Here is a 26,864-nt window from a genome sequence, read left to right on the forward strand (position 1 = left end):
ACGAAGCGCACGGCCGAGCGGCGCTACGCACGGGTGCTGGCGCTGCGAGAGGCGTACGTCGCGGCGCAGCCGGAGGTGGCGCCGGTGTTTACCAGTCTGGAGCACCACTGGCCGAAGCTAGTCAACGCCATCGAGAGCGAGCGCATCCCGCTGACCAACAACACGACGGAGTTGGTGATCCGGCGTTTCGCGCAACACTATCAGAACTTCTGCGGCTTCCACAGTATCGAGACGGCTGAGCGTTATCTGGTCGTCTTCGAGTGGTGCTACCGCCTGACGCCGTTTACCCAAGACGCGCAGGAGCGCATCCGGGGCAAGTGCCCGCTCGAACTGGCCGGCTACGACGTGAGTACACTGCCGATGGCCCAGCTCTGTCGGGGGCAGTTGCTCGGCTGGCCCCCAGAGGGGCTGGCAGAAGTAGTCCCCAAGTCGTAACGGTCGCTTGACTTGGGTTCTCATTATGCTATCCGTATGCTATACTCACCAGGCATGCGCTGCCTTACGATGCGCAGCTTTGCGCCGTTGCGCCGTTGCGCCGTTGCGTCTACACGGGTCAACCTCAGGAGTGCGCATATGGAAAAACGAGAGCCGCGGTTCAAGCGCATAGGGGTTGCTCCGCAACGCTTGTTCCTGTTCGTGCTGGTTCTGCTTGGGTTGGTGCTAGGCTTGGGTACATTCAGGCTGATGCAGCCTGGACACGCTTTTTCGGCTGATAGCAATGCCGCCCCTCAATCCTCTATGCGTGGTGGCACGTACCAACTCCAGGGCCATCTGCGGTCACGTCCGGTAAGCTTTGCGCCATCATTGCGCCTCGGGTGGTCGAGGATTTCAACCGGTTCGCTGCCGATGCTTGCCCAAGCCCACGTGCTTACGCGCAGTGTCAGCATCAGCCCGGCGGCTTTCATTCGTGATCTCGACTCGGCTAATCTGGTGATGGACAACGATCTGGCGCTGCGCTGGGCCGCCAATGTGAATGACGAAGCCGGCTTTTATCTGGCGCGTCCAGCGGATTGGGACGGCACGTCGCCGGTGACGGTGCGCGTCTTCTTTGCGCTGGGCGGCAACGGGGCCGGGGCCGTCAACTGGCGGCTCAAGCTCAATACGTATACGCCTGGTTCGGGTGAATGGCTGACCAATCCAGGAACGCGCGATGCCGATAGCTTGTTGACCTTCCCGAGTGGCCCGTCGTGGTACCGTATCTACAGCCAGAGTTTCACCCTGACCGACAGTAACCTCGCCAACAATCCCCTCTGGTCATTCTTCCTGCTGCGGGGCAATGCGGCCAATAGTGAAACCTTTGCCGGGCAACTCTACCTGCTCAATGCAGAAGTTGCATATCTGCGCAATCCGCCGTCGTATGTTGTCTATCTGCCGATCATTCGGCGTTAACGCTTCTGGAGGAAAGGTTTCAAGCAACTTTACTGTTCAGAGGTGTGCATCGCATTGCTGATGCACTCGGCTATTTGCTCTTTGCTATCTTCTAAATCCTTCGCTTAGAAGGGAGTTGTTGCTATGGTACGCCGTCTAGCGCTGCTTTTGTTCACCGGCCTTGCGATCGTTGTTGCGTGGTTCGGGTGGCTGCAAAAGCCAGTCACCGTCGAATCGGCCACGGCTCACGCGAGCGTTACCTACGAGGGCTATCTTGAGGATGGTGGCGCTCCTGCGCAGGGCCAGTACGATCTCGTGTTCCAGCTTTTTGATGCGCTCACTGATGGGCAGCCGATTGGTGAAGCGCTGGCTCTGCCTGATGTGACGGTGGTTGAGGGACGCTTTGCCGCCCCGCTGAGCCTGCCCGCACGCGATCAAGCGGTCTATGTTGAAGTTGCGGTACGCCCGCAGGGCAGCACTACCTTCACCGTGCTGACGCCTCGTCAGGTCGTGACTCCGGCAGCCACGGGAGCGGGAACGACGGCCGCTAGCCAGACCCGTACAGTGAATATCAGCCCGGCCGCATTGATCCGCGATCTCGACTCGGCGAATCTGCTGATGGACAACGATCTGGCGCTGCGCTGGGCCGCCAATGTCAATGACGAAGCCGGCTTTTATCTGGCGCGTCCGGCGGATTGGGACGGCACCTCGCCGGTGACGGTGCGCGTCTTTTTTGCGCTGGGCGGCAACGGGGCCGGGGCGGTCAACTGGCGGCTCAAGCTCAATACGTACACGCCCGGTTCGGGTGAGTGGCTGACCAATCCAGGAACGCGCGATGCCGACAGCTTGTTGACCTTCCCGAGTGGCCCGTCGTGGTACCGTATCTACAGCCAGAGTTTCACCCTGACCGACAGTAACCTCGCCGCGACATCACTCTGGTCATTCTTCCTGCTGCGGGGCAATGCGGCCAATAGTGAAACCTTTGCCGGGCAGCTCTATCTGCTCAATGTCGAGGTTGAGTATGGCGTTGCGCCATAGCGCCATGCTTGCATGCTACGCTTGCTGTCTTGCGGATGAGCTAAGGGCAATACCTTGCAAAGAAGGCGGCTCTTTTGACGCAAAGGCGCAAAGGCGCAAAGGTTTTTGCGTAGGTGAGCGTAACCCTTCGCGTCTTCGCGTGAGCTTATTTGAAAAGTATTGGAGCTAAGGGGGGTGTTCAGGGAGAGCTTGCCCTCCCTTAGCGGAGACTCGCCTCTTGGGCGAGGCGACGCCCCTGCTCGGTGAGCATCAGGCGCATGCCATCGCACTGGATCAGGCCACCCTGTTCGGCCAGGCGAATCACGGTCGCGGCGAAGCGTGGTTGCCAGCGGAGATGGTGGCTCAGGTGGTTGCGACTGCACTCGTCGTCGGCCTCGGCGGTACCTTCGTGGTTGAGCAGGTGGAGCGTCAGCATCTGCTGGGCAAATTCCCAGCGCTGGCGCGAACGCCGTACCCCAAGCGCCACCAGGCCGCGGGCCGGCGCAAAGAGGAAGGCCACGAGGAAGGCAACCCCGGTCATCATTGCCATCGAACCGGCAATCGAGACATTGAACCAGCGGGCAAACCAGTAGCCAAGCACGGCACTGAGCACGGCAATGGCGACACTCAGGCCGAGCATGCGTGACAAGCGATCGGTCAAGAGATAGGCTGCCGCAGGCGGGGCAACCATCAGCGCAACGACAAGGATCGAGCCAACCGCATCAAAAGCGCCGACGGCCGTAATGGAGACGACGGTCATCAGGCCGTAATGCACCAGCACCGGGCTGAACCCGAGCGTTGCGGCGAGGCCAACATCAAACGTTGCAAGCTTGAGCTCTTTGTACAAGAGCACAATCAGCCCTAGGTTGAGCACGAGCGTGATGCTGCCGATCAGCAAGGCCCGGGGAAGATCGAGCCAGCCCCAGGTAATGCGATCAAATGGCGCAAATGCTAGTTCACCAAGCAGCACCGCATCGGTATCGAGATGGACATTGCCCGCGTAGCGTGAAATCAGGATCACCGCAATGCTAAAGAGCACCGGAAAGACGAGGCCAATAGCGGCGTCTTCTTTGATCAGATTGGTACGGGTCAACATTTCAACGAGGCTGACCGTCAAGACCCCGGTTGCAACCGCACCCGCAAAGAGCAACGGCGAAGCGAGATCGCGAGTCACAAAATAGCCAAGCACAATGCCAAGCAAAACCGTATGGCTAATCGCATCGCTCATCATTGCCATCCGGCGCAAGACGAGGAAGACCCCCGGCAAGGCACAGGCTGCGGCGACCACGATCGCAATGAGTTGCACTTCCATTGTTGACGACATCGTGGCACCCCTCTCTCTATACCATTTCAGATTTCAGATTTCAGATTTCAGATTTCAGATTTCAGTGCTTCGTGCCTCTGCGGCTTTGCGTTAAATCCTGAAGCCTTGCGCCTACACCTGGAGCTGCATCTTGCGCGTGGCGCGCCAGATCAGCCCCCGGTTGGGTGCAAAAAGAAACGAGACCAGGGTGAGCGCCCCGAGACAGAGCACAATGGTTGGCCCGGTGGCGAGCCCACGTGCGGTGGCACTGATAAGTGCCCCAACGACGCCTGCGCTTGCGCCAAAGCATCCCGCTAGCACAATCATCACGCCGAGGCGGTCGGTCCACTGGCGGGCGGCGGCGGCTGGGGCGACGAGCATCGCACTCATCAGCACAACCCCGACGGTCTGGAGACCGAGCACAATGGCGACAATGATCAACGAGGTCAGCAGCACACTCAAGCCACGCACCGGCAAGCCAAGGCTCGCGGCATATTCAGGGTCAAAGGTGAGCACCTTGAACTGCTTCCAGAAGAGCGCAACGACCAACAGGGTTGGCACACCGAGGGCGACCATCACCTGGACATCACGGGCCACCATCGCGGCGGCCTGCCCAAAGAGGAAACTGCGCAACCCAGCTTGCGCCGCATCGGGGCGCTGCTGCAACCACGAGAGTAACACGAGACCAGTCCCAAAAAAGACGGCCAGGATCAGGGCGAGGCTACTATCTTCTTTGACGCGGGTGGTACGGGTCACACTCATCAACAAGAGGGCGGCAAGCCAGGCGGAGCCTGCGGCCCCGAGCATCAAAATAAGTGGATCGCGTTGCCCGGTCAGCATAAAAGCCACCACAATGCCGGGGAGGGCCGCATGGGACATTGCATCGCCGAGCAGCGCCTGACGGCGTAGCACGGCAAAGCAGCCAAGCACCCCGCTGACGATGCCAAGCATAGCCGACCCGAGGGCCACCATGCGCAGCGTATAATCAGCAAAGAGTTCCATCAGTCGGCCACTCCTTTCAGCATACCCTCGGTGCGGCTCGGTGTGGCTTCGTCATCTTCGGCATGCCCAAGGAAGGCAATGCGTCCACCATAGGTGGCGCGCAGATTTGCTTCGGTAAAGACCTCGGCGACCGGGCCACTGGCGATGCGGCGCACATTGATCAGACAGACCTGATCAAAATACTCGGGCACCGTTTGGAGATCGTGGTGGACAACGATGACCGTCTTGCCGCTGGCGCGCAGATCGCGCAGCAGATCGATGATGGCACGCTCGGTGATGGCATCAACCCCCTGAAAGGGCTCGTCCATAAAATAGATCTGCGCATCCTGAACGAGGGCACGCGCCAGAAAGACCCGTTGCTGTTGCCCGCCCGAGAGTTGGCTGATCTGACGGGTGGCAAAATCGGCCATGCGCACCTTCGCGAGGGCGGCCAGAGCCTGCTGGCGTTCAGCTTTGCCGGGACGACGGAACCACCCCAAGCTCCCGTAGCGGCCCATCATCACCACATCGAGCACACTCGTCGGGAAATCCCAATCAACGCTCCCGCGCTGAGGCACATACCCCACCAGGCGACGTTGCTCGCGATACGGACGGCCATAAAAGAGCGTCTGACCGGCAGCGGGGCGCACCAGACCGAGCGCAGCCTTGATCAGCGTCGTCTTGCCGGCCCCATTCGGCCCAACAATCGCCATCAGCGTACTGGCAGGCACCTCGAGATCAACATCCCAGAGCACAGGCTTCTCGTGATATGCAACAGTCAAATCAGTAATGGTCAACGCAGGCTGCATCACACTCCTCCAAATTTGCCATGCCAGAAATTTATTTTAGTTATACCTAAAATATCATAGACGAGGGTTTTTGTCAATGGCCCACATGGCACGTTGCTTGAAAGTTGCTCACCGATGGGCGTTCATCCTGCGGCATATCACGTTCTTTCAGCCAAACGATGAGCTTTTGTTCGTTCTGCCACCAGGTCGGCCATCGGCTTGCTGGTTTCTCCTTGAGCACGGAGTCCTTAATCCGTTATACGCGCCATGGGCGAAACCTCACAGGTTTGCGAGGCCTGTGAGGTCTGGTCGAACGGATTCATTTCTGGAAGCCCATCAGTCGGCACGCTCTGATGTCATGCGTGCAACCCCCAGCGGGAAGGGCTGGGGAGGGGTTGAAAAGGGCTTACTTGGAAGGTAGTGCTCTGCCACCAAGGCTGACATGCTGGGCGAGAAGCAGCCAACTACTCATCCGTGACGGTGATTGTCCCGATGGTCGTCCAGGGGCTACTATTCCCGGCATGATCGAGGCTCTGCACGCGCACGAGGTACTCACCAGGATTGAGCGGCTCGGTCTTGACGACCGGGTCAGGCGTAAACCAGCGTGACGTACCTTCAGGATCGGCCCCGATATAAACGAGGTAGCCGTTTACGCCCGAGAGGGCATCTTCAGCGGGTTGCCAGGGCACGACCACGACCCCCGGTTTTACCGTCATGGCCGGGATCGCTATGGGTGTCGAGGGTGGTGTCTGGTCGAAACCAACCGGCCCATAACTGGCGAGGGTCTGCTTGCGATCGGGTCCCCAGGCGCGCACATAGAGCATGTGCTTGCCTTCGCCCTTATCGGACAGTTGGGCATAGCCATCAACCACTGACGGGAACATCGGACGATCCTCCGCAGGTTCCTGGTTCCAGGCCTGGCTGAGGCCACCGCCGCCCCAGTTGATCGTAAAATTGATCCGCAGATCCTGATTTGTCCAGGTGTCGGGTTGGAGCTCAGAACTGAAGACGACCTCGGGTGGCTGGAGCGCCATGGCGGTCATTACTTTACCGCCGTGCTGGCTGCATCCACCAATCTCGGGGAGGTCATAGCCTTCAGCGAACTTCAGCGGGATCGACTGCTTGCCACTCCAGCCATCACGATTTGCCGTAAACGCGGTGAAATGGAGATGGGGGGTACCGCGTGAACCGCGGTCGCCGGCGTAGCCAAGGGTCTGACCGGCTTCAAAGAAGACACCGCGGGAGGTTGCCACCGCACTTTGGAGATGAGTATACATCGTGAAAAACTGATTCCCGTGATGGAGAATGAGCGTTCCACTGCCGGCTTCCCAATGCCAGACGGTGCCATTGGCGGCGGCGCGGATCGGTGCGCCATAGGTAGGTCCGTTGACCTGAATAAGATCAAGTGAATAGCGATCCCAGCTATTGTGGGTACCGCAAGCATAACCTTGAATAATGCGCCAGGATTCGCCAGCCGGGGTTGGCAGAACCAGACTTTGAGCAGCCTGAGCGGGTGACGGGCTCAGGGTGGAAGCTGCGAGCAGAACCAGCAGCAGGAAGCAAGCGAGTATGCGTTGACGTGAGCCGAGGACAAACTTGCCGGGCAGAGTCGCACGTAGACTCAACAAACGAGAACCTCCTGGGTCAGTAATGGTGGGGCGAACCCCGCGATCGTTCCTGGATCAGGCCGGTGCAGACAGGGCATACGGCCTTGGGTAGAGCCTTTCGGAAGCTCTGGGAAGCACGAGCAGACATGGCTCGACGCTTCGCTATGAAGACATGCACCGTGACGTTCATGGTCAGGCAGCCTGATAAACATATCACAAACTGACAAAATGATCAAATTTTGGTTGCGACAGGCACACCGTGCCCGTCGCAACCAGGGTGGGGTTGAGGCAACGTGCTCGCACATCTTCTGGGAGCGAGGGGGTAGTTGTGGTATGATACATGGCATGGCAAAGCCAGATATTCTCATTGTGGGTGCGGCAGATACCGGTCGTGCGCCGATGGCGGCGGCGATGTTGCGGCGTTTGCTTGGCGAGCAGGGCTTGCCGTGGGACGTGGCCTCGACGGGGATTGTGGGGCACGATGGTTATTCGGCTGAGCCAGAGGCGCGCTCGGCGATGATGATCCTCGGGTTTGATCTAGAGGCTCATCGTGCGCGTTCACTCACGCCTGAACTGGTGGTGCAGGCACAGGTGTTACTGGCGATTGATAGCGGCATTGCCCGTGTGGTGCGGATGCGCTTTCCTGATGCGGTGACGGTTAGTCTGGGTGAACTGGCCGGTCGGGCGCGCGATATCCCTGACCCTTTTCGCATGCAGGTCGGGGCCTGGGTGCAATATGGTAATGAAATTGTAATGTTGTTACGGGCTGGCATGATGCGTCTGTGCCAACTTGTTGACCCTGCCTTGTCGTCGGACACCGGGGCGGGCTCTTCGCTTGAACCTGCGGCTGCGCCGTCTGGAGAAGCAAGCGAGCCCGATCCGTCTCGCCTTGACCTGGAAGTGCGCGGCGTTGCGTTGCCTGCGACCGCTCTCTCAATGGCACTGCCGCACGAACGGCGTGAGCCTTTGCCGCCGATGGAACAAGCGACGCTTTTGGTGCAACGAGCCGAGCGCATCTTGCTGCTCATCGCCGAAGTGCCTGATGTGATCATCTGGGCGGCGGCGCGTCACCATCTGCTGGCCGATCTGGGCGAGCTCGAGCAAACTGCACCTCTTGACGGCTTTGGGCGCGCTTACCTGGCGTTGGTACGGGCAATGCTGGTGCTGGCAAACGCTCTCCCGACGCCTGATCAGGCGCACCTGTTGCTCAAGGCGTTTGCCCGGCTCGCTGCGCCGCTTACGGCAACAGATGTGACCGCTGCTTCGGCGATGTTGGGGCACTTTCAGTAATTTGTGCTCAAAAAAACGATCATCAAAGCTGATCGTTTTTTTGAGCACAAATTACTGACGAATGAACATCAGGTTCCCTGCGGGGCGAGACCCTGGCGAAAGACGGCGACAACTGTATCGGCGAGGCGCTTGGGGTCTGGTTCGCCGCTGACGCTGATCCAGCCGATACTTGGTGAGATATTGAGCGCATTGAAGATGCGGACGACGCTAGCAACATCAATCGAGGAGGCAATTTCGCCGACAGCAATGGCCTCTTCGATCGTGGCGACCAGGTGGGCATCAATGCGTGCCAGATAGTCTTGCGAGCGTGGATGGCGTTCCAGCAGATCAATAATCTCGGGCAGCCAGAGTTGCATCGCGCAGGTACGATGCTCGATTTGCAGGCGCACACTTGTATGGAGAAAGGTGAGGAGACGCTGCAACGGCGACGCCTCGCTCGCCGCCTCGACCTGGGCAAAGGTACGCTCCATCAGCTGCATTGCCATCGTTGCCACCAGATCCTCTTTGGTGGGGAACTGATTGTAGAGCGTCGGCTTGGAGACGCCGACGCGTGCCGCGAGTTCCTCCATCGAGAAGGCTGCATAGCCACGCTCGGCCATCAACTGGTGTGTCGCGGCGAGAATTTCATCACGGAGCAATGCTTTACGGCGTTCGCGTAGGGTTTGACTCATAGATTTTCTCAATAATGAGGGCTGTCGCCCTCAAACCCCAGGCTTGTGCTGGCGCAAACGGCCAACGGAGTTGGCCGTTTGCGCCAGCACAAGCGAGATTCTTGGGGGCCGTAGGCCCCCAAAACCCAGCCGGAGGCACTTCTTAGCCATCAAGTTGGATGGTGACACGGGCGCTCATGCCGGCGCGCAGCCCTGTCTGTTCATCGAGGGTGATCCGCACGGCGAAGGTACGGACATTGCCAACGACCGTCGCGGTCGGGGCGATGAAACTGACGTTGCCGGTAAAGGTTTGCCCTGGGATCGCGTCGAGCGTGACGGTGGCGGGCATGCCCTCGCGGACGCGGGCGACATCGGTATCGCTGACACTAACTTCGACGCGCAATTCGCTGACATCAACGATCTGCACCACGGGCAAGCCCGCGCCACCGACGCTGTCACCGATTTCGACGTTGACAATGGCAATGGTGCCGTCGAAGGGGGCGCGGAGCACGGTTTTGCCGAGGTTGAGTTGGGCTGATTCGACGGCAGCGCGGGCCTGCTCAACCTGGGCGAGCGAGCCAGCCAGGGTGGCCGCGGTCGGATCGCTCGTGGCACGGGCGAGATTGGCCTGGGCAGCCGCAACACCGGCGCGGGCGGCGTCGAGCGAGCCAGCGCGCTGATCGCCGCGCAAGCGGTCGAGTGACGCACGGGCCTGGGCAACCTGGGCATCAACGGCGGCGCGTTGCTCGGCGGTGGCCCCATCGAGCAGGCGCTGCAGGCTTGCTTCGGCGTTGGCAACGCTCGCTTCGGCGGCACGGATGCCTTCGACCTCATTCTGGGTCGTCTGGTCGTAGGCGAGTTGGGCCTGGGCAAAACGCGTCTCGGCATTTTGCACCGCCCGTAGCGTCTGCTGCTCGGCGTCCAGCGCCTCTTGCGGGATCTCCAGCCCAAACTTGCTCAACTGCAACTCGGTTTCGCGATTGCGCCAGTAGATATCTGAATAGGCTTGTTGGGCGTCACGCAGACCATTGGCGGCAATATCGAGTTGGAGTTGCGCGTTGGTCTTGGCCGCCGAGAGATTTGTCCGTTGCACTTCAAGATTCGCACGGGCCTGGGCGACGCCTGCTTCGGCCTGCTGGAGATCGGGGGTGCGTGGGCCGGCGGCTACTTCGGCCTGGCGGGCGAGCGCACTGGCAAGCGCAGCCTCGGCAGCGGCGATATCTTCGGACGTAACGCTCCCAGTAGTCTGGCGCAGCCCTGCCTGGGCCTGCGCAACCTGGGCGCGGGCAGCGGCGACCTCTTCAGGGGTAGCCCCTTCAACGAGGCGCTCGTAGCCGGCCTGGGCCTGGGCCAGCCCAGCTTCGGCCTGGCGCAAGGCTAGTTCAAGCTCGGAGACATCAAGCCGGATCAGTTCTTGGCCTTCACGGACGCTCATACCCTCTTCGACCATCACCTCGGCGACGGTACCTGGCACCCGGAAGAGGAGCGACGCGCTTCGTTTCGGGGCGATTTCGCCCGACGCAGTCACGCCGAGCGCGAGCAGCGGTGCGGCGGTCGGGGCGGCGAGCACCCCCTCGGCATCTGGTTGGGCAGGGCTACTGCCTGTCGAAGACGCGGGCAGAGCTATCGTCGGCACAGGCGTAGCTGCGCTTTCGGGCTGTGCCGTAGTGGCACAGCCAGCGAGCAGCGCGGCTGCCATCCCACTCAAGACAAGTTTGCGTAACACGAAAGACACTCCTTAATATATGTACGTTGTTAGCGCTGATATCGTGTGCTAGCGACGGGCGAAGCCCTCGCCCGTGACCATGGTGCCGCTTTGGGATGGCGCAGGGGCGGGTGCTTCGCCCCTACGTGCTCATTAATCGGCTGATGATTCCGTCTGTGTTGGCATCGTTGCGGATGCCGGTGGTGTCGGAGTGATTGCGGTTGCCCCCGTGGCGACCGTTGGTTCAGGCTGGGCTTCGGGTTCACCTGCGCTGGGAAACTTGCGGATAAACCAGTTGTTGAAGCGCGAGGTCATCCCTTCGATCAGACTGTACACCGTCGGCACGACCAGCAGGGTCAGGATCGTTGAGGTGGTCATCCCGCCGATGATGACCCAGGCGAGGCCACTGCGGAACTCAGTGCCTTGCCCGGTACCAAAGACGTGAATGCCCATCGCGGTCGGCAGTGCGCCAGCGATTAGCGAGATAGCGGTCATCAGGATTGGGCGGAGACGGATCGCCCCGGCGAGCCGCAGCGAATCGTGTTTATTAAGGCCAAGTGCGCGGAGCTGGTTGGTAAAATCGACCAGCAGGATCGAATTCTTGACCACAAGACCAAGCAGCAAAATCAGGCCGATCATCCCGGTGATGTCGAGGTCAATGCCGATGATGCGGAGCGCCAGGAAGGCCCCGATGAAACTGAAGGGCATGGCCATCATAATCACCAGGGGCTGGGTAAAGGAACCAAATTGCGATGCGAGCACCATATAGACAAAGAGCACCGAGAGCGCCATCGCGAGCAAGAGCGAGTCAAATCCTTCGGTGGTTTGCTGCAGCAAGCCGACGTAGCTAACCACAACGTCATCGGGAATGCCGAGCGCATCCAGGCGCTCATTCATCTCGTTCTGGACATCGGTGAGATTGCGGCCTTCGAGATTGGCCCCGATCAGCACCTGGTTGAGTCGATTGAAACGACGGATCGTCACCGGACTACTCGAGACCTCGATCGTGCCGAGTGAACTGAGGGGGACGGTGCCGCTACGGGTAGGCAGACTGATCGCCCCGAGCGACTCGACCCCTGTCCGGTCTTCTTCTCGCAGCCGCACCACCACATCATAGTCCTGCCCGCCCTGACGGAGCACCGTCGCACGCTCACCATTGATCAGGGCACGTACCGAAGTGGCAATATCATCGTTGGTAACCCCAAGCTCGCCAATGCGGCCAGGATCGGCAATGAACTGCAACTCGGGCTTGCCCGTCTGGAAATTGGTATCAAGATCGACCAGGCCATCTATCTGGCGGAACTCGTTCTCGACGGCGGCGACAACCGGTGCAATCTCGCTAATTGGACGAGGTGATTGGAGGCTGACCAGGAACTCGCGGCCGGCGACGCCGGTACTGGTGGGTTGGAAACTGGGCAGGGCAAACGAGAGACGCGGCAAAAAGGCGAGTTGCTCACGCAGGCGTTCCTGCACCGGAATTGTCGGCGTGCGATCGACCAACTTCACAAAAAACTCGGTACGTTCGGGATTGCCCGAAAAACCGACATTTGAGATGACCGTTTCAACCGCGGGATCGGCGAGCAAGATCTGCTCGGCTTGTTGCGCGAGGCGATTTGTCTCGGCCAGGGTCGTACCGGGCCGGGCCTCGAAGCCCATCAGAAACTCGTGGGGATCCTGTTCGGGGAAGAAGGTAAACTTGAGGCCACCGGCCACCACCACACTGATCAGCAACACACCGATCGATGTGGCAACAACGATCATCCGGTTACGGGTGCTTGCCAGGGTCCAGCCGAGCAATTTGCCATAGGCTGCGCCCATGCGCCCCGGATCTTCTTTTGCCTCCTGGAGCAGGCTGCTATCGCGATCATCGTTCTCCTGTTGAAGGCGATCAATATCGAGCCCCGGCAATGCCTCGCGGCGGGAACCGTGGGTATCGTGAGGCTTCATTTTGGTATTGGGGAAGACATTCGATGACATCATCGGGGCGAGGGTAAACGCCTCGACGAGCGAGAGCAGAATCGCCACCGCAATAACGACGCCAAAGGACTGGAACACAATGCCAGCGGTACCTTCGGCGAAGGTCACCGGCACAAAGACCGCGACGATCGTCAGCGTCATCGCCAGCACCGAGAGGCTCACTTCAGATGTGCCTTTGGATGAAGCGATGCGGGCCGTCTCACCGCGTTCCATCCGGCGGAAGATATTTTCACGGACGACAATCGCATCGTCGATCACGAGGCCCACACATAACGAGAGGGCAAGCAGCGTGATGAGGTTAATTGTCAGCCCGAAAAAGGGCATAAAGATGAAGGTACCGATGAGAATCACCGGCAGACCAATCATCGTAATGATCGTACTGCGGAGATTGCGAAAGAAGAACCAGACCACAAGGAAGGCGGCAATCGAGGCGAAGATTAATTCTTCGAGGGACGAAATAACCGACGCCGTCACCGCCTCGGAATCATCTTGTGGAATTGTATAGATAAGATCCGAGCGCGTACGAAAAAGATCCTCAACGGCTGCACGAACATTTTCAGCAACGGTTACGGTATTGCTCCCCGACTGCTTGCGGACACTGAGGATGATCGCATCATCGCCATCGAGGCGCGAAAAGCGCGTCACCTGAGCGACGCCATCTTCCACCGAAGCGACATCGCCAATGCGGAAATTGGTACCGGTAATCTGGATCCGCGCAATATCTTCGGGGGTTTGCAGCAATGACGGCGCACGGAGACTAATCGACTGATCGCCCTGCTCGATGGTACCGAGGCCAAGATTGGCATTGGCTTGTTGGAGTGAGCGGGTGATTTGCGAAGGCAGAATGCCAAACGCCTGGAGGCGGGCAAGATCCATCAGCACATTGATCTGGCGCACCTCACCGCCGCTTACCTCCACATTGCCCACACCGGGAACCCGCTGCAGGAGCGGCACAATCTCATTTTCGAGTTGAGAGCGCAAGGCAAGCGGCGACTGACCGGCGGTAGCAGCGACCGCGATTGACATAATCGGCGCTTGATTCGGATCAAAGCGTTCAAAGACCGGTTGGCGCACATCGCGTGGCAACGACGGCAAAATCGCATTGACCTTTTCACGGACATTCTGATCAATCTCATTAATATCCGTCCCGGCTTCAAACTCCAGCACAACAAAACCGAAACCTTCACTCGAGTTCGAGGTCAGGTCACGAAGACCGGCCAGCGTATTGACGGCATCTTCAATTGGGCGAATCACCTGATCGGCGACACTCTCGGGGCCGGCGCCGGGGTAGTTTACCGACACCACAAAGACAGGCACATCAATATCGGGCAGCAGATTGACCGGAGTCGTACGGAACGAGAGAATGCCAAACGTCATAATCGCCAGCATCACCATCGTGATAAAGACTGGCTGGCGGATTGAGACATCCGAGACCCAGAGGCCGTTCAACTTTTCTTTTTGGCGTTGGGGCGTAGCCATCAAGCCTCCTCAATTGAGGGTTATAAGCACACAGCGCATTGCACTGCACATGGCTCATGCACACAACTTGCACGAGCTTTGTCTTTACTGTACCGTAAAGTCTTTGAACGCGCAAGTAGGAAATGTCGAACAATTATGGGTAGGTTGAGGCCCCCAGACAGCAAAGTTGTCTGGGGGCCTCAGCCTACCCATAATCTTAGCCGTGGCAGGGCGACCGCCCCTACGGGGTGGTTGGCACGAGAACGGCAGCTTCGTCAGCGCCAAAAATCCGATCGGTAAACTTGACATACCAGGCGGCCGACTGCACCTGAATGACATAGGCCAGGGCGATGATCAAGGCAATCTCGGAGCCTGCAGGGCCAAAAGCAGTCATTGCTACGGCGAGGGCAATTGACAGGTTGCGCATCACACTGCCGTAGACCAGGGCGATTGCATCTTTGCGAGTAAAAAAGAAGCGCCCAATCAGCGTACTGATGAGGAAATTCAGCCCATAGAGCAAAAGTAGGGGCAGGAAGAGGCGCAACAGCAAGAGAGGATTTTCGAGGATCGTGCTTGCTTTCAATGCAATGGCGGTAAAGACAATGCCAAGCACCCCAAGCGTTGAGAGGCTAGGGAAGCGTGGCATGATCTCCTTCTGGCAGCGCTTTGCGCCAAACTGCTTGATGAGCACCCGTTGTGTTGCATAGCCAGCCACCATCGGCAAGAAGACGATCAACATAATCTGGCTAAAGATAGACGTTATCGGCACGTCAACAATGGTACCCATCAGCAACTTGAGATAGAGTGGGGTCGCAATTGAGCCGATGACAAGGCCGACCACGGTCATCTTGACTGCTGCAGGAACATTGCCCCGCGCAAAACCTGTCCACGAGATCGTCATCCCTGAGGTTGGCAAGAGCGCCGTCAGCAGCAGGCCCATCACGATGAAAGGCCGATCAGGAAAGAACCATTGCCCGATGGCAAAACCAAGAAAAGGCAGCACGGCAAAATTGAGCCCTTGCGTGACCAGTTGCAACCTGGTATCCCCGCCGGTGAGCACTTCACGCACATTGAGCGTGACCATCATCGGGTAGACCATCAGGAACGTCAGGGGCATAATCGCGCTGCGTAACGCGGTTGCATCAAAGACCCCCCCATAGAGCAACCCTAAACCCATCGTAAGAGGGATGCTCCAGACCAAGCGCTTTTGAAGAAAGGCCAGCACATTCCACACCGCCTGCATGATCTGTTCCTTCCCATTATCAACCCAAGTAAGACCCAATTACGCTTCAAGGTGCTGCATTGCCATCCTGAGCGCCGCGAAACAGCTCTGCCGTCAGGATGCCTGAGACCCTTCGTAGCAGTTGTTACGCTAGGGCGCTTGCAGCTTCCATAGAAGCTGCAAGCGCCCTACTTTATACGCATGATTGATTTGCAGCACCATACACCCCCCTATTTGATGCTTTAGGAGGATGTATGGTTACAAAACAGATTTAACAGACCTATAAGGCCTGGTTTAGCGAATTAATTTCTTGAAAACCATCGAGCTGACGTTGCATCAGCCCTCCTTGCACGCTTCATGCGTATCGACAGACAGAATCGGGTATGGTATAGTCTTTTCTATTTGATGCCGCCTGCGGCGCACCTGAAGCCCGGCGCTGGGCATGACGCATGACACGAGAGTAGCTATGACGCTCGAAGCATCACAAAGCAAGCGACTCGACCGCGTATGGTTGGCGTTTCTGATGATTGCAGGGGGTGCCTTGAGCGCGTTTCTTGCAACGAGCGTCTTCGACGCGACCGTCTCCCTTTCTGGCATTCTGTGCGTTGGGCTGATCGCGATTGGTCGCCGTGAGGGGTACCTCATCGGTCTCTACAACAGCCTCTCCTACTCGATGTTGGCCTACAACAACGGACTCTTCGGCGAAGTCTATCTCAACCTGCTTTTCTTCGTCCCAACGGGCGTCATCGGTTATGTGCTCTGGTCGCGCCATACGAGCCAGGACAGCACTGTGGAGATGAGGCAACTTGGTTGGCCACAGCGGTTTATGGTCGTCGCAGTCTGCATCATAGGCACCGTAGGACTTGGGCTTCTCCTCGGGCTGAACCCGCGCCAAAATACACCCTTCATTGATGCTTCCACGAATGTGCTATCCATTGTGGCGACATTCCTCATGATGTGGCGGTACAAGGAGCAGTGGTTGCTCTACATCCTGCTCAACCTTGTCACCATCGTCATGTGGTTGCTGCGCTTCATGGCCGGAGGGGCGGCGGGAGACTTGATGATCATGATGTGGTCACTGTTTTTGTTGAATGCGTTGTTTGGGTCTTGGCGATGGCACATGGGGGCAAAGAGCGCAATGCCAGCGAAAGCTGGTGTGAATACCGAGGTAGGAACATGCGACGTGGTCTAACGCTGGGCAAGTTTGCCCCCTTCCACCGGGGGCACCAGCTGCTTCTCGAGACCGCCTTGTCTGAGGTGGACGAACTGGTCGTTATGGTTTATGCCACCGACGTGATCGCCGTACCGCTCCAGGTTCGCGCCGGATGGATCCACGCGTTGTACCCGACGCTCCGGATCATCGAGGCATGGGACGGTCCAAGCGGCTACGGTACCACTCCGGAGATCGTTCGTGAACAGGAAAACTACATTCTCAAGAAGCTCAACGGACTGCGCATTACCCATTTCTACTCCAGCGAGTTCTACGGAGACCACGTCAGCCAGGCTCTTGGTGCCATCGACCGCAGGATCGACGAGGCACGCTTGGCCGTGCCCATCAGCGGAACCGCTCTCCGCGAGGACTACTTTGCGGGCCGGCCCTACCTCGACCCTCTCGTGTATGCTGACCTGATCACGAAAGTCTGCTTTCTGGGCGCACCCTCGACCGGCAAGACAACCCTCGCCAGCACGATGGCGGAACAGCACAAGACGGTGTGGATGCCGGAGTACGGGGCAGACTATTGGCGGGAGCACCAGGTTGATCGGCGCATCACGCTAGAGCAGTTTGAAGAAATCGCGCCAGAACATAACCGCAGAGAGGATACGCTGACGCGACAGTCCCGAACGTACCTCTTTTGCGACACAAACCCCATGACAACATATGTCTTTGCGAAGGACTACCATGGCACCGCCGGTCCGGTTCTGACCCGCCTGGCAAAGGAAGCGGAGAAGCGGTACGACGTATTCTTCCTTTGCGACACGGATATTCCCTACGCCGATACGTGGGATCGTAGTGGCGATCAGAAGAGGAAATGGTTTCAAGATCAGATCGTCGGCGACCTCGCGGAACGGCAGGTACCCTTCTTTCGCGTCAGTGGCACGCTCGAAGAACGAGTCGCGCAGGTACACGATGTCCTTCGACGGCATCGTAAATTCGGCAACGTACTGGATATCTATCGCAATACGTGATGACTCTTAGCGTGGTTGAGGTAGTGCCAAAATCCGGTATACGTGACACGGGCGAGACCTCACAGGTCTGCCAGACCTTGTGTGAAAGGCCGCCCTCCCCCGCTGGGTAGGCGCGCCGGAACGAAAGACCTGTGGGGTCGCTTCTCGTCCTTATTTGAAAAGTATGGTTCTAGGCGCTCACCAAGCTGCGAGGCGTTCAGCAGCGCCCCAACGTGAGGTGCCGTTGGGCTGCTCAGCATAGGTCCTCCGGTATCCGCCCCTGTATCGATCCTGGAATGGGAACGCCGAGCCCATAGAGCGCCAGCGGCGCGATGTCGAGCAGGGAGCGATCGGCCAGGCGCTGCGGGCGCACCCCAGGCCCGGCGATAATCAGCGCACCCTCTGGATCGTGGTCGCCACTGATCAGCGGGTGCAGGTTCGGTTGCGCCGCAGCCGGGTTCCACTCCAGCAGCAGATCGGGCGGTAGATAGTCGTCTGCGGCGGCATCGGCGTAGGGCTGCGTGTGAACCGCGTTGATGTACGGACGGCCTTGCTCGTCACACCACTCGAGCAGTGCCACGGCGAGTTGCTTGCAGAGTTGCTCGTAGTCGTCAGGATCGACGCAGCCGGTAGGCTGGCGACCCCGCACGTTGATCCACAACTCCTGGTGGTCAAGCGCGGCATAGGCCTGGGTCTGCGCCCAGTCGATCCCACCCACGCGCAGGCGCGTTTCGACCGTACGGCGCAGCGGGGGCAGCGCCGCCAGGGCTTGCTGGCGGAGGCGAAAGCTTACCCGACGACGGGCCGCATTTAGCAGTGCTCTGCTCAGGTGCGCCCGCGTGCCACGCCACGCGCCGGACTGGTAGTGCAGCAATCCCTGCGATGCCAGCCAGTTGTTCAGCTGGTCGCGTGTGCCGCACAGTGGCCCAAAGCCGTGATCCGAGCAAATTACCGCCAACCCATCAGGTGGTAGGTGGCGCAACAGCCGCGCCAGATGCCGATCCATCGTTCGGTAGCCGTCGTAGATCAGTTCTCTGCCAGCCCGGTCGGGTGCCGCGTGGAGCGCAGCCCAGCGATAGTGCTGCCACACATCGGGGAGGCTGTAGACGACCACTAGCAGATCCCAGTCTAGGCGTGCCAGAAAGTACTCTGCGGCGCGGGTGCGGCCCTCGGTCTCGCGCTCCACCGCAGCGACACCCTCGGACAGGCGACCTGCCTGCATGTAGGAGGCTAGACCACAGTCGATGATGTAATCTCCGGTGCTGCGACGCAGCGCACGGAAGCTCCCCGGGGGGTAATCAAAGCCAGGGGCCAGCTCGCTGGGGGCGTCAACGCCGGCCAGGAGTACACCGCGCAGCGGGCGCGCTGGGTAGCTGTGCGGCACGTTGAGCACAATCGCCGTGCGCCCTGCCTCACTGGCCACCTCCCAGAAGGACGGCATGCGGCGGTCGCGCCCCGTTGTGGGCAGCAACTCGTAGCTATCGTGGCGATGGTGAAAGTCATGCAGCACTGCGTGGCGCACAGGCTCGCAGCCTGTGGCGAAAGATGCCCAGGTTGGCCCCGTTGTCATGTTCGTCACAGAGCGCAGCACCCCGTGGGCTCCCTCGCGCAGCAGACGTGCAAAGGTCGGCAGTTGCCCGGCAGCTACCAGCGGCAGCAGCAGCTTGAGGGTCAGCCCGTCGAGGCCGATCACCATGACCTTGCGCCTGATGGCCGGAGGCATGTCTGTACTCATACGATCCTTCACTCCAGTCGGCAATCTTATGCGAATTATACCTGACTATGAGGTGTATTGCCAGCAATGCGGTCACATGTCGCCTCCGCCTGGCACCGCTTTGGACATCATTTTTTAGCAGCCATGCACATCGTTGAATTCGGTAAAGCGATTGCATTTTTTCCGTCGCCGTAAACGGCTCGGCTTTTGGTTGGCAAAGGCCACCTTCGTGGCCTGATTCAGTCGGCGCAGGCCGGCTTTGCATGCGGTAGCCGAGGCGTTGACGCCGACGGTGTGGGCGCATGGGGGCATTCAAACGGTCTGGTGGCACGGACAAACAGAAAATGCAATCGCCCTAATGAATCCGGCCCGCGCCGCAGATGCCATCACATGGCCGTGCTATAATGGTCGGCAGCACGCAGCCGACAACCCCCATCAGATGGCCCATGAGGGAGATCTGCGGTACGCTCCTCGCACCTCCGCAGCCCCTCGCCCTATGCAGCGCTCGCTGGAGGTGCTCCCGTGTCATACAACCGCATTTCCCGGTCGAACCCGGCTTTTGGTGATGCCGAGCGAGCGGCAGTGCTGGAGACCATGCGCTGCCCAGCGCAGCAGGATGAGGCCTGCGCCGCGCTGGAAGATGCGATCAGGGAGGTACACGGATGACCCGCCAGCCGCGTGTCATCTGTGTCGTGGTCGCTTGGGGGCTTCCCGAGCAGACGCAGGCGTGCCTCGCGTCGCTCCAGGTTTCTATCTACGCACCGCTCCAGATCGTGCTGGTTGACAATGGCTCGCCGGTCGCCCTGCACGACACACTCGCGTGCCCAGACGCGTGCGAGCTTATCCGTCTGGAGCACAACTGCGGCTACACGATCGGGACGAACCATGGTCTCCGCCGCGCTCTTGCTCTAGGTGCGGACTACGTCCTGTTGCTGAACAACGACGCGCGCGTGGCACCGCACGCCATCGCACGGCTCGTCGCCGCTGCCCAACAAGCGCCACATGCCGGCGTGCTGGGTGCAAAGATCCTGTACGACGACACGCCGGATCGCATCTGGAGCTTCGGGAGCCGCCGCAGGCGCTGGAGTCCGGTTCCGCTCGATCTCGGTCGCGGGCGCCGCGATAGCGCCGCGCTCAGCGCCGTCATCCCGGTGGACTACGTGAACGGCTGTGCGATGCTGCTGAGCCGCGCGCTGCTCACCCACGTTGGCCTGCTCGACCCGCTCTTTCCAATGTACTACGAAGACGTCGACCTGTGTCGGCGAGCACAGGCCGCTGGCTTTACGGTGCTGGCTGTCGGTGACGCACGGGTCTGGCATCTCGTCTCGCGCACGGCCCAGCAGCTTCCACGGCTGAGCCTGCGCTGCCACACGGCGGGTCGGCTGCGCTTTTACCGGCGGCACCCCCACGGCCCGGCACCGGTGCTGACCGCCGGTTGGCTGGCGCTGCGCACCGCCGTCGACCTAGCGAGGCTGGCGGCGCGTCGGCGTGCGCAGCTTCCGGCTTACCTGGCCGGCCTGGCCGATGGGCTGCGCACAGTCTGATTCCAGTGTTGAGTAAAGTTTCTGACATTATGCCTGCCAACTCTTAGTGCTTGGGCACTTTGCGTGAGCTTCGTTAAAAAGCATTCAGTCTCACCGCAATGTCGTCCAGCAATGAATCCGTGCAAGCTCGCGCTGGGCCACTTTGCCACAAAAAAGACTGGTTGTTTTAACGCAAAGGCGCAAAGGCGCAGAGGCGCAGAGGCGCAGAGAGGCATATGGAAACTCCGCGGCCCCCTGTCTCTGCGGCTCTGCGTTACAGATTGCGGCGGGTGGAGATCCACGCCGAGGCCCAGCGATGCTCGGCGACGGTCGTCTCGCCTTCGACCACCTGCTCAATCGTGAAGGTCTCTGCAAACAGGCTCAACAGCACGATGCGCGGGATGCTCACGGGGATGTCGTCGGCTGCGTCGTTGCGCAGGTGGGCAAAGAGCACGTAGCGCCCCCCAGGAGACACGAGCCGCGCTACTTCGTCGGCGTAGGCGCGCAGGTCGTCGCCTGTCAGCGCGTGCATGCAGCCGATGTCGATCGCCAGGTCGTACGGCCCGCTGAGGAAGGGCATAGCGGTCACGGACGCCTGGAAGAGCCGCACCCGTTCGGATACTCCAGCCTGGGCAACGCGCTCGGTCGCTAGGGTGATCGCCTCGGGCACGAAGTCGACCCCGTCCACCTCCCAGCCCGCTGCCGCCAGGTAGATGCAGGTGCGGCCCACCCCACAGCCCAGGTCGAGGGCCCGCCCCGGCGGGAGCGTCGCCGCCAATGTCACGATCTCCGGCGGCGGGAGCGGCAGATCCCACGGCAGGTTGCGCTCTTGGTAGCGCCGTTGGAGCGAGGCAAAGCGCTCGGCCGATAGTTCAGTCATTGGGCAGGATCCTTGTCTCAGGGCGATCATCATCAAGCCTGGCCTCATCCTACCACACCCCAGGGCAACTGACGTAGGCTTGACCATTGGCAGCCCTGGTCAGTGCGACCGCTCAGAGCCTCGGCAGGGGCGTACTCTCTTGCTCCAAGCCCAATACCATTCAAAGAAGCTCACGCGAAGGCGCGAAGGGTGAGCGCACCGACGCGAAAAACGTTGCGCCTTTGCGTCAAAACAACCGCCTTCTTTGCAGGTATGGGCTTTAGCCAGGCACGCTGTCTCTTTTACGCTGCCAGATCTAAATTCACCGGCATTTTCAGGGCATCAGCAATGGGCTGATCCTGCTGGATGCGATATGTTGGTACCCGCAGTTCTGCTAGGCGCTGCACGATCAGATCGGGGCTTTGCCAACCGCCAAAGCTCTGTGGATCAACGAGCACCACGGCGGCGCGCACCCCGCGATAGCGGAGTTGTTGCAACGCCTCGACCCAGCGCTCATCGAGTGACGAGGTCACAATAATCAAGGAACAGTTGCGCCCAAAGCGCTGACTCTCGGCCAGCAGAACTTCGGCGAGCGAACTGGTGCTCTGGGCACGCAAGACCGCCAGCGCTTCCAGCATCTTGAAGAGTTGGCGGGCCTCGCGTTCGGCAGGAATGATTTCGCGGTGCTGGCCCCACGCAACCAGGCCCACAATGCGATTCTGACTCAGCAAGGTTCGGGCCAGTGAGGCCGTCGCGGTGACGGCGTACTCTTCGGTGCTGGCGAGCTCGGCTTCATCCACCTCATCGGATTGGGCCGGGCGTGACCACCAGGGCCCGCGCATGATGCGGCGATCACGACGCAGCACACTACTCAACATGCGCGTATCGCGTACGACGGCACGCTCTTGCATATCGAGCACCAGGTAGACATCGGCACTCGGATCGAGTTCAAACTCTTTCACCATCATCCGCCCGGTGCGTGCGGTCGAACGCCAGTGAATGCGGTTCATCGCATCACCGGGAACATAGTCGCGGATCGTGGCTACATTGGGCGATGAGTGAAAGGTTCGTGCGCGCGTCGCCTGGCCGCCGGGGAGATCCGCCCCCGGCAAGGCAAAATCGTGCAAATCGACCGTCTGCGGGTAGACCAGGATCTCGCTGGTTGAGGCGATTTGGCGTTGCAGGCGCACAATATCAAAAGGGTCGCCACTGATCAAGGTGGACGGCCCAAGGCGAAAGCGCCCGCGGCGCGTGCAGCGGGTCCGTGACAACCAACGACCCCGTTCGCGCCCGCCCAGCGACGCAACAAAACCAGCCCCGTGACGGGGTAGATCCGAGCTATCACGCAACTCGATCCAGAGCTTGGGCAAGATCCAGCGGTTGCGGATCATAATCCGCTCGCGGGCATACTCGCCCACCGTTGCTCTGGGGGTCAGGGTTTCGCGTTCAAGTTCGAGGCCACGCAGATTCAGCCATGCCCAGATGAACGAAAGGACAAGCAGCGCCAGCAGCAGATAACTCAAATGAAAAAAGAGCCGCAGGCCAGTCCCCTGGGCCGCAAGAAAACTTGCCCCGGCCAGAAGCAAGACAAAGAGTGGGCGTAAGACCATTACCATACTGAGCAGCATACCCCGGTGACAAGCCGGTGTCAAGGACGGAGATCCTGGCGTTGCTGCGGGCGCCATGCCGGGTATTCGTGGCTCCGTTCGTTGACCAGCATTGCTTCGATGTTTAGCGAAGCGAGATCGAAGCTGTAGATGCCATAGTTGCGGGTTCCCGGACGGCGCAATACTGACTGCGAACGGTTGCTCGCAAAGATGATCCGTTCACCCGTCGGTGCCCAGGCTGGCGTTGTATTATCCGCCTGATCAAAAGTCAGCCGCTGGACACGCCGACCGTCGCTTTCAACCAGAAAGAGTTCATTGGTGCCTGCGCGATCCGAACGAAAGACGATCTGTTCACTGACGGGGGACCAGGCCGGAAAGACGTCGGTGGCTGGGTGATTCGTAATATTGCGTAGCTTCATACCCGCCGACATGTCAAGCACATAAATATCGAAATGGCCCGTTCGATTGCTCGCAAACGCGATCCGTGTCCCGTCAGGTGACCAGGTTGGATTGCCATCGTCGCCGGGGTGATTCGTCAGATTCCGCACGTTGCTCGCATCGTCAAGCGCGATCACAAAGATCTCCCAGTTCCTGTTCCGGTCACTTTCGAAGGCAATCCGCGTGCCGTCTGGCGACCAGGCGGGATGAAGATCGTTTGCTTCGCTGCTGGTGAGATTCAAGAGTTCAGTGCCATCTGCGTTCATAACATAAATATTGTAGGTACCATCAAGATTAGCTGCATAGGCGATTTTTGTGCCATCGGGTGACCATGCCGGAGTCATATAATCAATCAGGGGTGTTCGCGCCCGCAAGGTTTGCTCTTGTCCCTGGGAGACCAGGCTGAGACTGCGCGTTCCTCCCGCACCTGTTGCGACGGCAAGCGTGGCGATAACGGGCAGGCGTGGCGGCGAAGGAAAAGCCGGGGCGACTTCATTGCTCCGATGCCCGCTGATCTGCTGGATCTCTTCGCCATTGTCGCGCATTGTATAGAGGTTAAAGGTGCCACTCTGATTCGCGGCAAACGCGAGGCGCTGACCATCACGCGACCAGCTTGGGTTGATCGTATCACCAACTCCCTCAGTCAGCGGCGTTGCAGCGGCACCATCAACATTCATCACATAGATCTTCCAACTGCCATCACGACGACTCTGAAATGCAATTCGCCGTCCGTCCGGGCTAAACACGGGATGATCGTCGTCGCCCTCGGCATTGGTCAAATTGATCATCCTTGAGGCATTGGCGAGGCTAGTGAGAAAAATATCACGTGTATCCTCACCATCTGGATCAAGTGCCGAAAAGGCAAGGAAACGACCATCGGGGCTAAAAGATGGCCTGGCAAGATCAGCCAATTCGCGAGAAAACTCGCTCCGCTTGCCGTCGGCGAGATTGAGGATCATCAAGACCCGCCCGGCGCTTCGTACGGCGACATACGCAATCTGCCCGCTATCAGATGACCAGGCCGGGTCAACGGCACCTTGGCTTTCATTCGTTAGCTGGCGCAACCCGGTGCCATCAGGATTGATCAGATAGATATTTGGCGTGCCATCGCGATCCGAGACAAAAGCGATCTGCTGGCGATTAGGCGACCACGCCGGTGACTCATCATTGCCAGGATCGTTGGTCAGGCGGGCGAGGCCAGAACCGTCTACATTCAGGACGAAAATCTCGCGGTTGCCGGTGCGTTCTGATACAAAAGCCAGGCGTTCGGTCTCCTGCGGAACCCTGGTTGGCGTGCTCGGTGGCGGTGGGGTTGGCACGGGGGTCATTTGTGGCATCGCGGTTGGTTGAAAGAGATCACTCCACGTTGACGTCGGCAGGGCCGCGCCACAACCACCCAGACCGAGCAACCCCAAGAGGATCAGCGCCATCCAGTGTACCGGTCGCATGCTACGCGCTGATCGCCATGTCATTGCTCGGCTCCTGCCACATGTTCATTCCGTCCAGACTGATCGCGGTCATTCGCCATTCCTTTGCGTACCGGCTCGATCCGAATGCGCTGGATCGGTATGGGCTGGGGCAACCCTTCACTGGCAAAGCGGGCAAAGACACGCCGGTAAAATTCGTGCCTGAGCGGGAACTGATCATTGAATTCTCTGATACGCAGGATGACATTGAATTGCACGCCGAGTTCGCCAAATGCGGCGAGCCGAACACGGACAGTATGTTCCGGTACGCCACCCAGTTCGTGGTGCATCATGCCTTGGCCCTCTTCACCCAGCAACGCTTCGACGCGGGCAAGATCGCTATCATACGGCACGGCCACAGGCAGAAAGATCAAAAACTCAGAGTTGGGGCGATCAAAGTTGGTCAGGATCGTATTGGTCATCAATGAATTGGGCACGACGAGCATGTTGTCGGTCAATTCACGCAGATAGGTGTCGGCCCAGCGAATATCGTCAACAAAACCCTCTTGCCCGGTACTCAACTGGACATAATCACCTGGCTGAATCTTATTGGTCGCCAGGATCATGATCCCGCTAAAGAGATTCGCAAGCGGCTCGCGCAGCGCCAGCGAGAGCCCAATCGAACTACCGGCCAGGATCGTCAAGAGCGGGCCAATGGGCACCCCAAGGTAGGCCATCGCGGTGGTGCCGAGGACAATAAAACTAAAGGCACGCAACACATTGTTGAGCAGCGAAATTGACCCCATTGTATGTCGGATAAAATAGAGCCGGACGGCATTGGTCACCAGGCGCACCAGAAAACTCATTCCTGCCAGCACGGCCATCAGGTTCAGCAACAGGCGCACGGCACTCGCGATCCGCAGATCGGGTACCACCGTCGCGAGGGTTGAGGCCAAGCCGAGAAAGCTCAGCCAGAAGATCGCTTGTCCACTGAGCGCACGGAGCGCTACCTCGGCGAAAAACCATTCACGACGGATCGCATAGCGCTTGAGGAGCTTTAAGATCCCAAATTCGATCAACGCACCAATGGCGATCACGGCTAACAGGAAGGTGTAGGCTTGAAAAATTGCACTATTATTTGCTGCATCGTAGGCTTCGACCATAATCTTTGTCTGCTATCAGGCTCGACCAGCCTTTCAAGCCCCTTCTTCTTTGGCCCCAAATTCAAGATCCGCCAGGGTAAAGAGCGCCTCAAGATCCTCGCCGAGCTCAGGGGCTTCCTGCGCAACCAGGGAGCGGTATGCGTTGCGCTCCTCTTCTGAGGTATAGGCGACCAAGCGCTGCACATCGGCAAGATCCTGGGTACGTCCCGCCGTGAGTTTTAACAAAATCAGGTATGGCCGCGCAAGTACCGGGTAGCCAGCGGCATCATAGGCCGGGTGGGCGAGGGCTTCATCAAGCCAGGCATCAGTCCATGTCAGAATGTCAAGCGGGGGAGTTGCCGGATCAGCGGCTTGAAGGCTAAACCCGCCAATGCTCAATGACCCACTCAATGGTATCATACATCAATAATACCATTTCCCGTTGGGGATCGCATTCAGTACTCAGGGAACTAAGTTTTCTGGTGTTGTCAGCCGGCCACGAATGGGGGCACGAAGAAACGAATACTGCACCGCAACGCCCATCTTCGTTTCTTCGTGATCAGTCTTCGTGGTCGGCGGCGCTACCGGGAAATGTAGTTCACACACGACTGATGATTATCAATCCGAATACTACAACGATTAA

At 59.3% G+C, this 26,864-nt stretch carries 21 protein-coding genes; 7 read left to right on the forward strand and 14 right to left on the reverse strand.

What is annotated here, in order from left to right; all coding sequences use genetic code 11:
• From EKD05_RS14510 to EKD05_RS14520, 3 genes are all read left to right on the forward strand, one after another.
• A partial coding sequence (locus EKD05_RS14510) for a transposase (protein ID WP_165360745.1) occupies positions 1-435 on the forward strand: 435 nt, incomplete at its 5' end.
• Positions 436-573: 138 nt separating this feature from the next.
• Complete coding sequence (locus EKD05_RS14515) at positions 574-1,389, forward strand: hypothetical protein (protein ID WP_129673944.1); 816 nt, start codon at positions 574-576, stop codon at positions 1,387-1,389.
• Positions 1,390-1,512: 123 nt separating this feature from the next.
• Positions 1,513-2,406 carry a hypothetical protein gene (locus EKD05_RS14520; protein WP_129673946.1) on the forward strand — a complete coding sequence of 298 codons (894 nt, stop codon included), beginning with the start codon at positions 1,513-1,515 and terminating at the stop codon, positions 2,404-2,406.
• A 199-nt stretch (positions 2,407-2,605) separates the two neighbouring features.
• On the opposite strand, the gene EKD05_RS14525 is transcribed toward EKD05_RS14520, so the two are convergent.
• The 4 genes from EKD05_RS14525 to EKD05_RS14540 all read right to left on the reverse strand — a co-directional run bounded on the left by EKD05_RS14525 (position 2,606) and on the right by EKD05_RS14540 (position 7,085).
• Positions 2,606-3,709, reverse strand: a complete 1,104-nt coding sequence (locus tag EKD05_RS14525) for a metal ABC transporter permease (protein ID WP_129673948.1) — start codon at positions 3,707-3,709, stop codon at positions 2,606-2,608.
• A 111-nt stretch (positions 3,710-3,820) separates the two neighbouring features.
• Positions 3,821-4,690: a metal ABC transporter permease gene (locus EKD05_RS14530; RefSeq protein ID WP_129673949.1), complete on the reverse strand. Its 870-nt coding sequence runs from the start codon at positions 4,688-4,690 to the stop codon at positions 3,821-3,823.
• Positions 4,690-5,478, reverse strand: a complete 789-nt coding sequence (locus EKD05_RS14535) for a metal ABC transporter ATP-binding protein (protein ID WP_129673951.1) — start codon at positions 5,476-5,478, stop codon at positions 4,690-4,692. The genes EKD05_RS14530 and EKD05_RS14535 overlap by 1 nt, the downstream gene beginning before the upstream one ends.
• A 443-nt stretch (positions 5,479-5,921) precedes the next feature.
• Positions 5,922-7,085 (reverse strand): M23 family metallopeptidase, encoded by a 1,164-nt coding sequence (locus EKD05_RS14540; RefSeq protein ID WP_240695787.1) that lies wholly within the window; start codon positions 7,083-7,085, stop codon positions 5,922-5,924.
• Positions 7,086-7,409: 324 nt separating this feature from the next.
• On the opposite strand from EKD05_RS14540, the gene EKD05_RS14545 reads away from it, so the two are divergent.
• The gene (locus EKD05_RS14545) at positions 7,410-8,354 is read left to right on the forward strand and encodes a low molecular weight phosphatase family protein (RefSeq protein ID WP_240695788.1); all 945 of its coding nucleotides are present in this window, start codon (positions 7,410-7,412) and stop codon (positions 8,352-8,354) included.
• A 68-nt stretch (positions 8,355-8,422) separates the two neighbouring features.
• Here the strand turns inward: EKD05_RS14545 and EKD05_RS14550 are convergent, their stop codons facing one another.
• The 4 genes from EKD05_RS14550 to EKD05_RS14565 form a co-directional block, all read right to left on the reverse strand.
• The gene (locus EKD05_RS14550) at positions 8,423-9,025 is read right to left on the reverse strand and encodes a TetR/AcrR family transcriptional regulator (RefSeq protein WP_129673955.1); all 603 of its coding nucleotides are present in this window, start codon (positions 9,023-9,025) and stop codon (positions 8,423-8,425) included.
• A gap of 142 nt (positions 9,026-9,167) precedes the next feature.
• Positions 9,168-10,730, reverse strand: coding sequence for an efflux RND transporter periplasmic adaptor subunit (locus EKD05_RS14555; RefSeq protein ID WP_240695789.1), 1,563 nt, complete (start codon positions 10,728-10,730; stop codon positions 9,168-9,170).
• A 132-nt stretch (positions 10,731-10,862) separates the two neighbouring features.
• A complete protein-coding gene (locus EKD05_RS14560) occupies positions 10,863-14,165 on the reverse strand; it encodes an efflux RND transporter permease subunit (RefSeq protein WP_129673957.1) in 3,303 nt (1,100 codons plus the stop codon).
• Positions 14,166-14,385: 220 nt separating this feature from the next.
• Positions 14,386-15,387, reverse strand: coding sequence for an arsenic resistance protein (locus tag EKD05_RS14565; RefSeq protein WP_205703948.1), 1,002 nt, complete (start codon positions 15,385-15,387; stop codon positions 14,386-14,388).
• Positions 15,388-15,832: 445 nt separating this feature from the next.
• On the opposite strand from EKD05_RS14565, the gene pnuC reads away from it, so the two are divergent.
• Together pnuC and EKD05_RS14575 are read left to right on the forward strand one after the other, a co-directional pair.
• Positions 15,833-16,558: a nicotinamide riboside transporter PnuC gene (pnuC, locus tag EKD05_RS14570; RefSeq protein ID WP_129673959.1), complete on the forward strand. Its 726-nt coding sequence runs from the start codon at positions 15,833-15,835 to the stop codon at positions 16,556-16,558.
• Positions 16,543-17,553, forward strand: coding sequence for an AAA family ATPase (locus EKD05_RS14575; RefSeq protein ID WP_129673961.1), 1,011 nt, complete (start codon positions 16,543-16,545; stop codon positions 17,551-17,553). The genes pnuC and EKD05_RS14575 overlap by 16 nt, the downstream gene beginning before the upstream one ends.
• Before the next feature lie 232 nt (positions 17,554-17,785).
• On the opposite strand, the gene EKD05_RS14580 is transcribed toward EKD05_RS14575, so the two are convergent.
• Complete coding sequence (locus EKD05_RS14580) at positions 17,786-19,267, reverse strand: alkaline phosphatase family protein (protein WP_129673963.1); 1,482 nt, start codon at positions 19,265-19,267, stop codon at positions 17,786-17,788.
• A 641-nt stretch (positions 19,268-19,908) separates the two neighbouring features.
• Here EKD05_RS14580 and EKD05_RS14585 point away from each other — a divergent pair.
• Complete coding sequence (locus tag EKD05_RS14585) at positions 19,909-20,790, forward strand: glycosyltransferase family 2 protein (RefSeq protein WP_129673965.1); 882 nt, start codon at positions 19,909-19,911, stop codon at positions 20,788-20,790.
• A gap of 253 nt (positions 20,791-21,043) precedes the next feature.
• Here EKD05_RS14585 and EKD05_RS14590 read toward each other — a convergent pair whose 3' ends face one another.
• The 5 genes from EKD05_RS14590 to EKD05_RS14610 form a co-directional block, all read right to left on the reverse strand.
• A complete protein-coding gene (locus EKD05_RS14590; protein WP_129673967.1) occupies positions 21,044-21,649 on the reverse strand; it encodes a cyclopropane-fatty-acyl-phospholipid synthase family protein in 606 nt (201 codons plus the stop codon).
• Between the two features lie 281 nt (positions 21,650-21,930).
• On the reverse strand, positions 21,931-23,244 hold the full coding sequence (locus EKD05_RS14595; RefSeq protein ID WP_129673969.1) for a DUF58 domain-containing protein: 1,314 nt from the start codon (positions 23,242-23,244) through the stop codon (positions 21,931-21,933).
• A 32-nt stretch (positions 23,245-23,276) separates the two neighbouring features.
• A complete protein-coding gene (locus EKD05_RS14600) occupies positions 23,277-25,145 on the reverse strand; it encodes an LpqB family beta-propeller domain-containing protein (RefSeq protein ID WP_129673971.1) in 1,869 nt (622 codons plus the stop codon).
• The gene (locus EKD05_RS14605) at positions 25,142-26,242 is read right to left on the reverse strand and encodes a mechanosensitive ion channel family protein (protein ID WP_129673973.1); all 1,101 of its coding nucleotides are present in this window, start codon (positions 26,240-26,242) and stop codon (positions 25,142-25,144) included. Before EKD05_RS14605 ends, EKD05_RS14600 begins: the two co-directional genes overlap by 4 nt.
• Before the next feature lie 33 nt (positions 26,243-26,275).
• On the reverse strand, positions 26,276-26,641 hold the full coding sequence (locus EKD05_RS14610) for a hypothetical protein (protein WP_129673976.1): 366 nt from the start codon (positions 26,639-26,641) through the stop codon (positions 26,276-26,278).
• Between the last annotated feature and the right edge of the window lie 223 nt (positions 26,642-26,864).

The organism is Candidatus Chloroploca sp. Khr17 (genome assembly GCF_004138165.1).
Classification (GTDB): Bacteria; Chloroflexota; Chloroflexia; order Chloroflexales; family Chloroflexaceae; genus Chloroploca.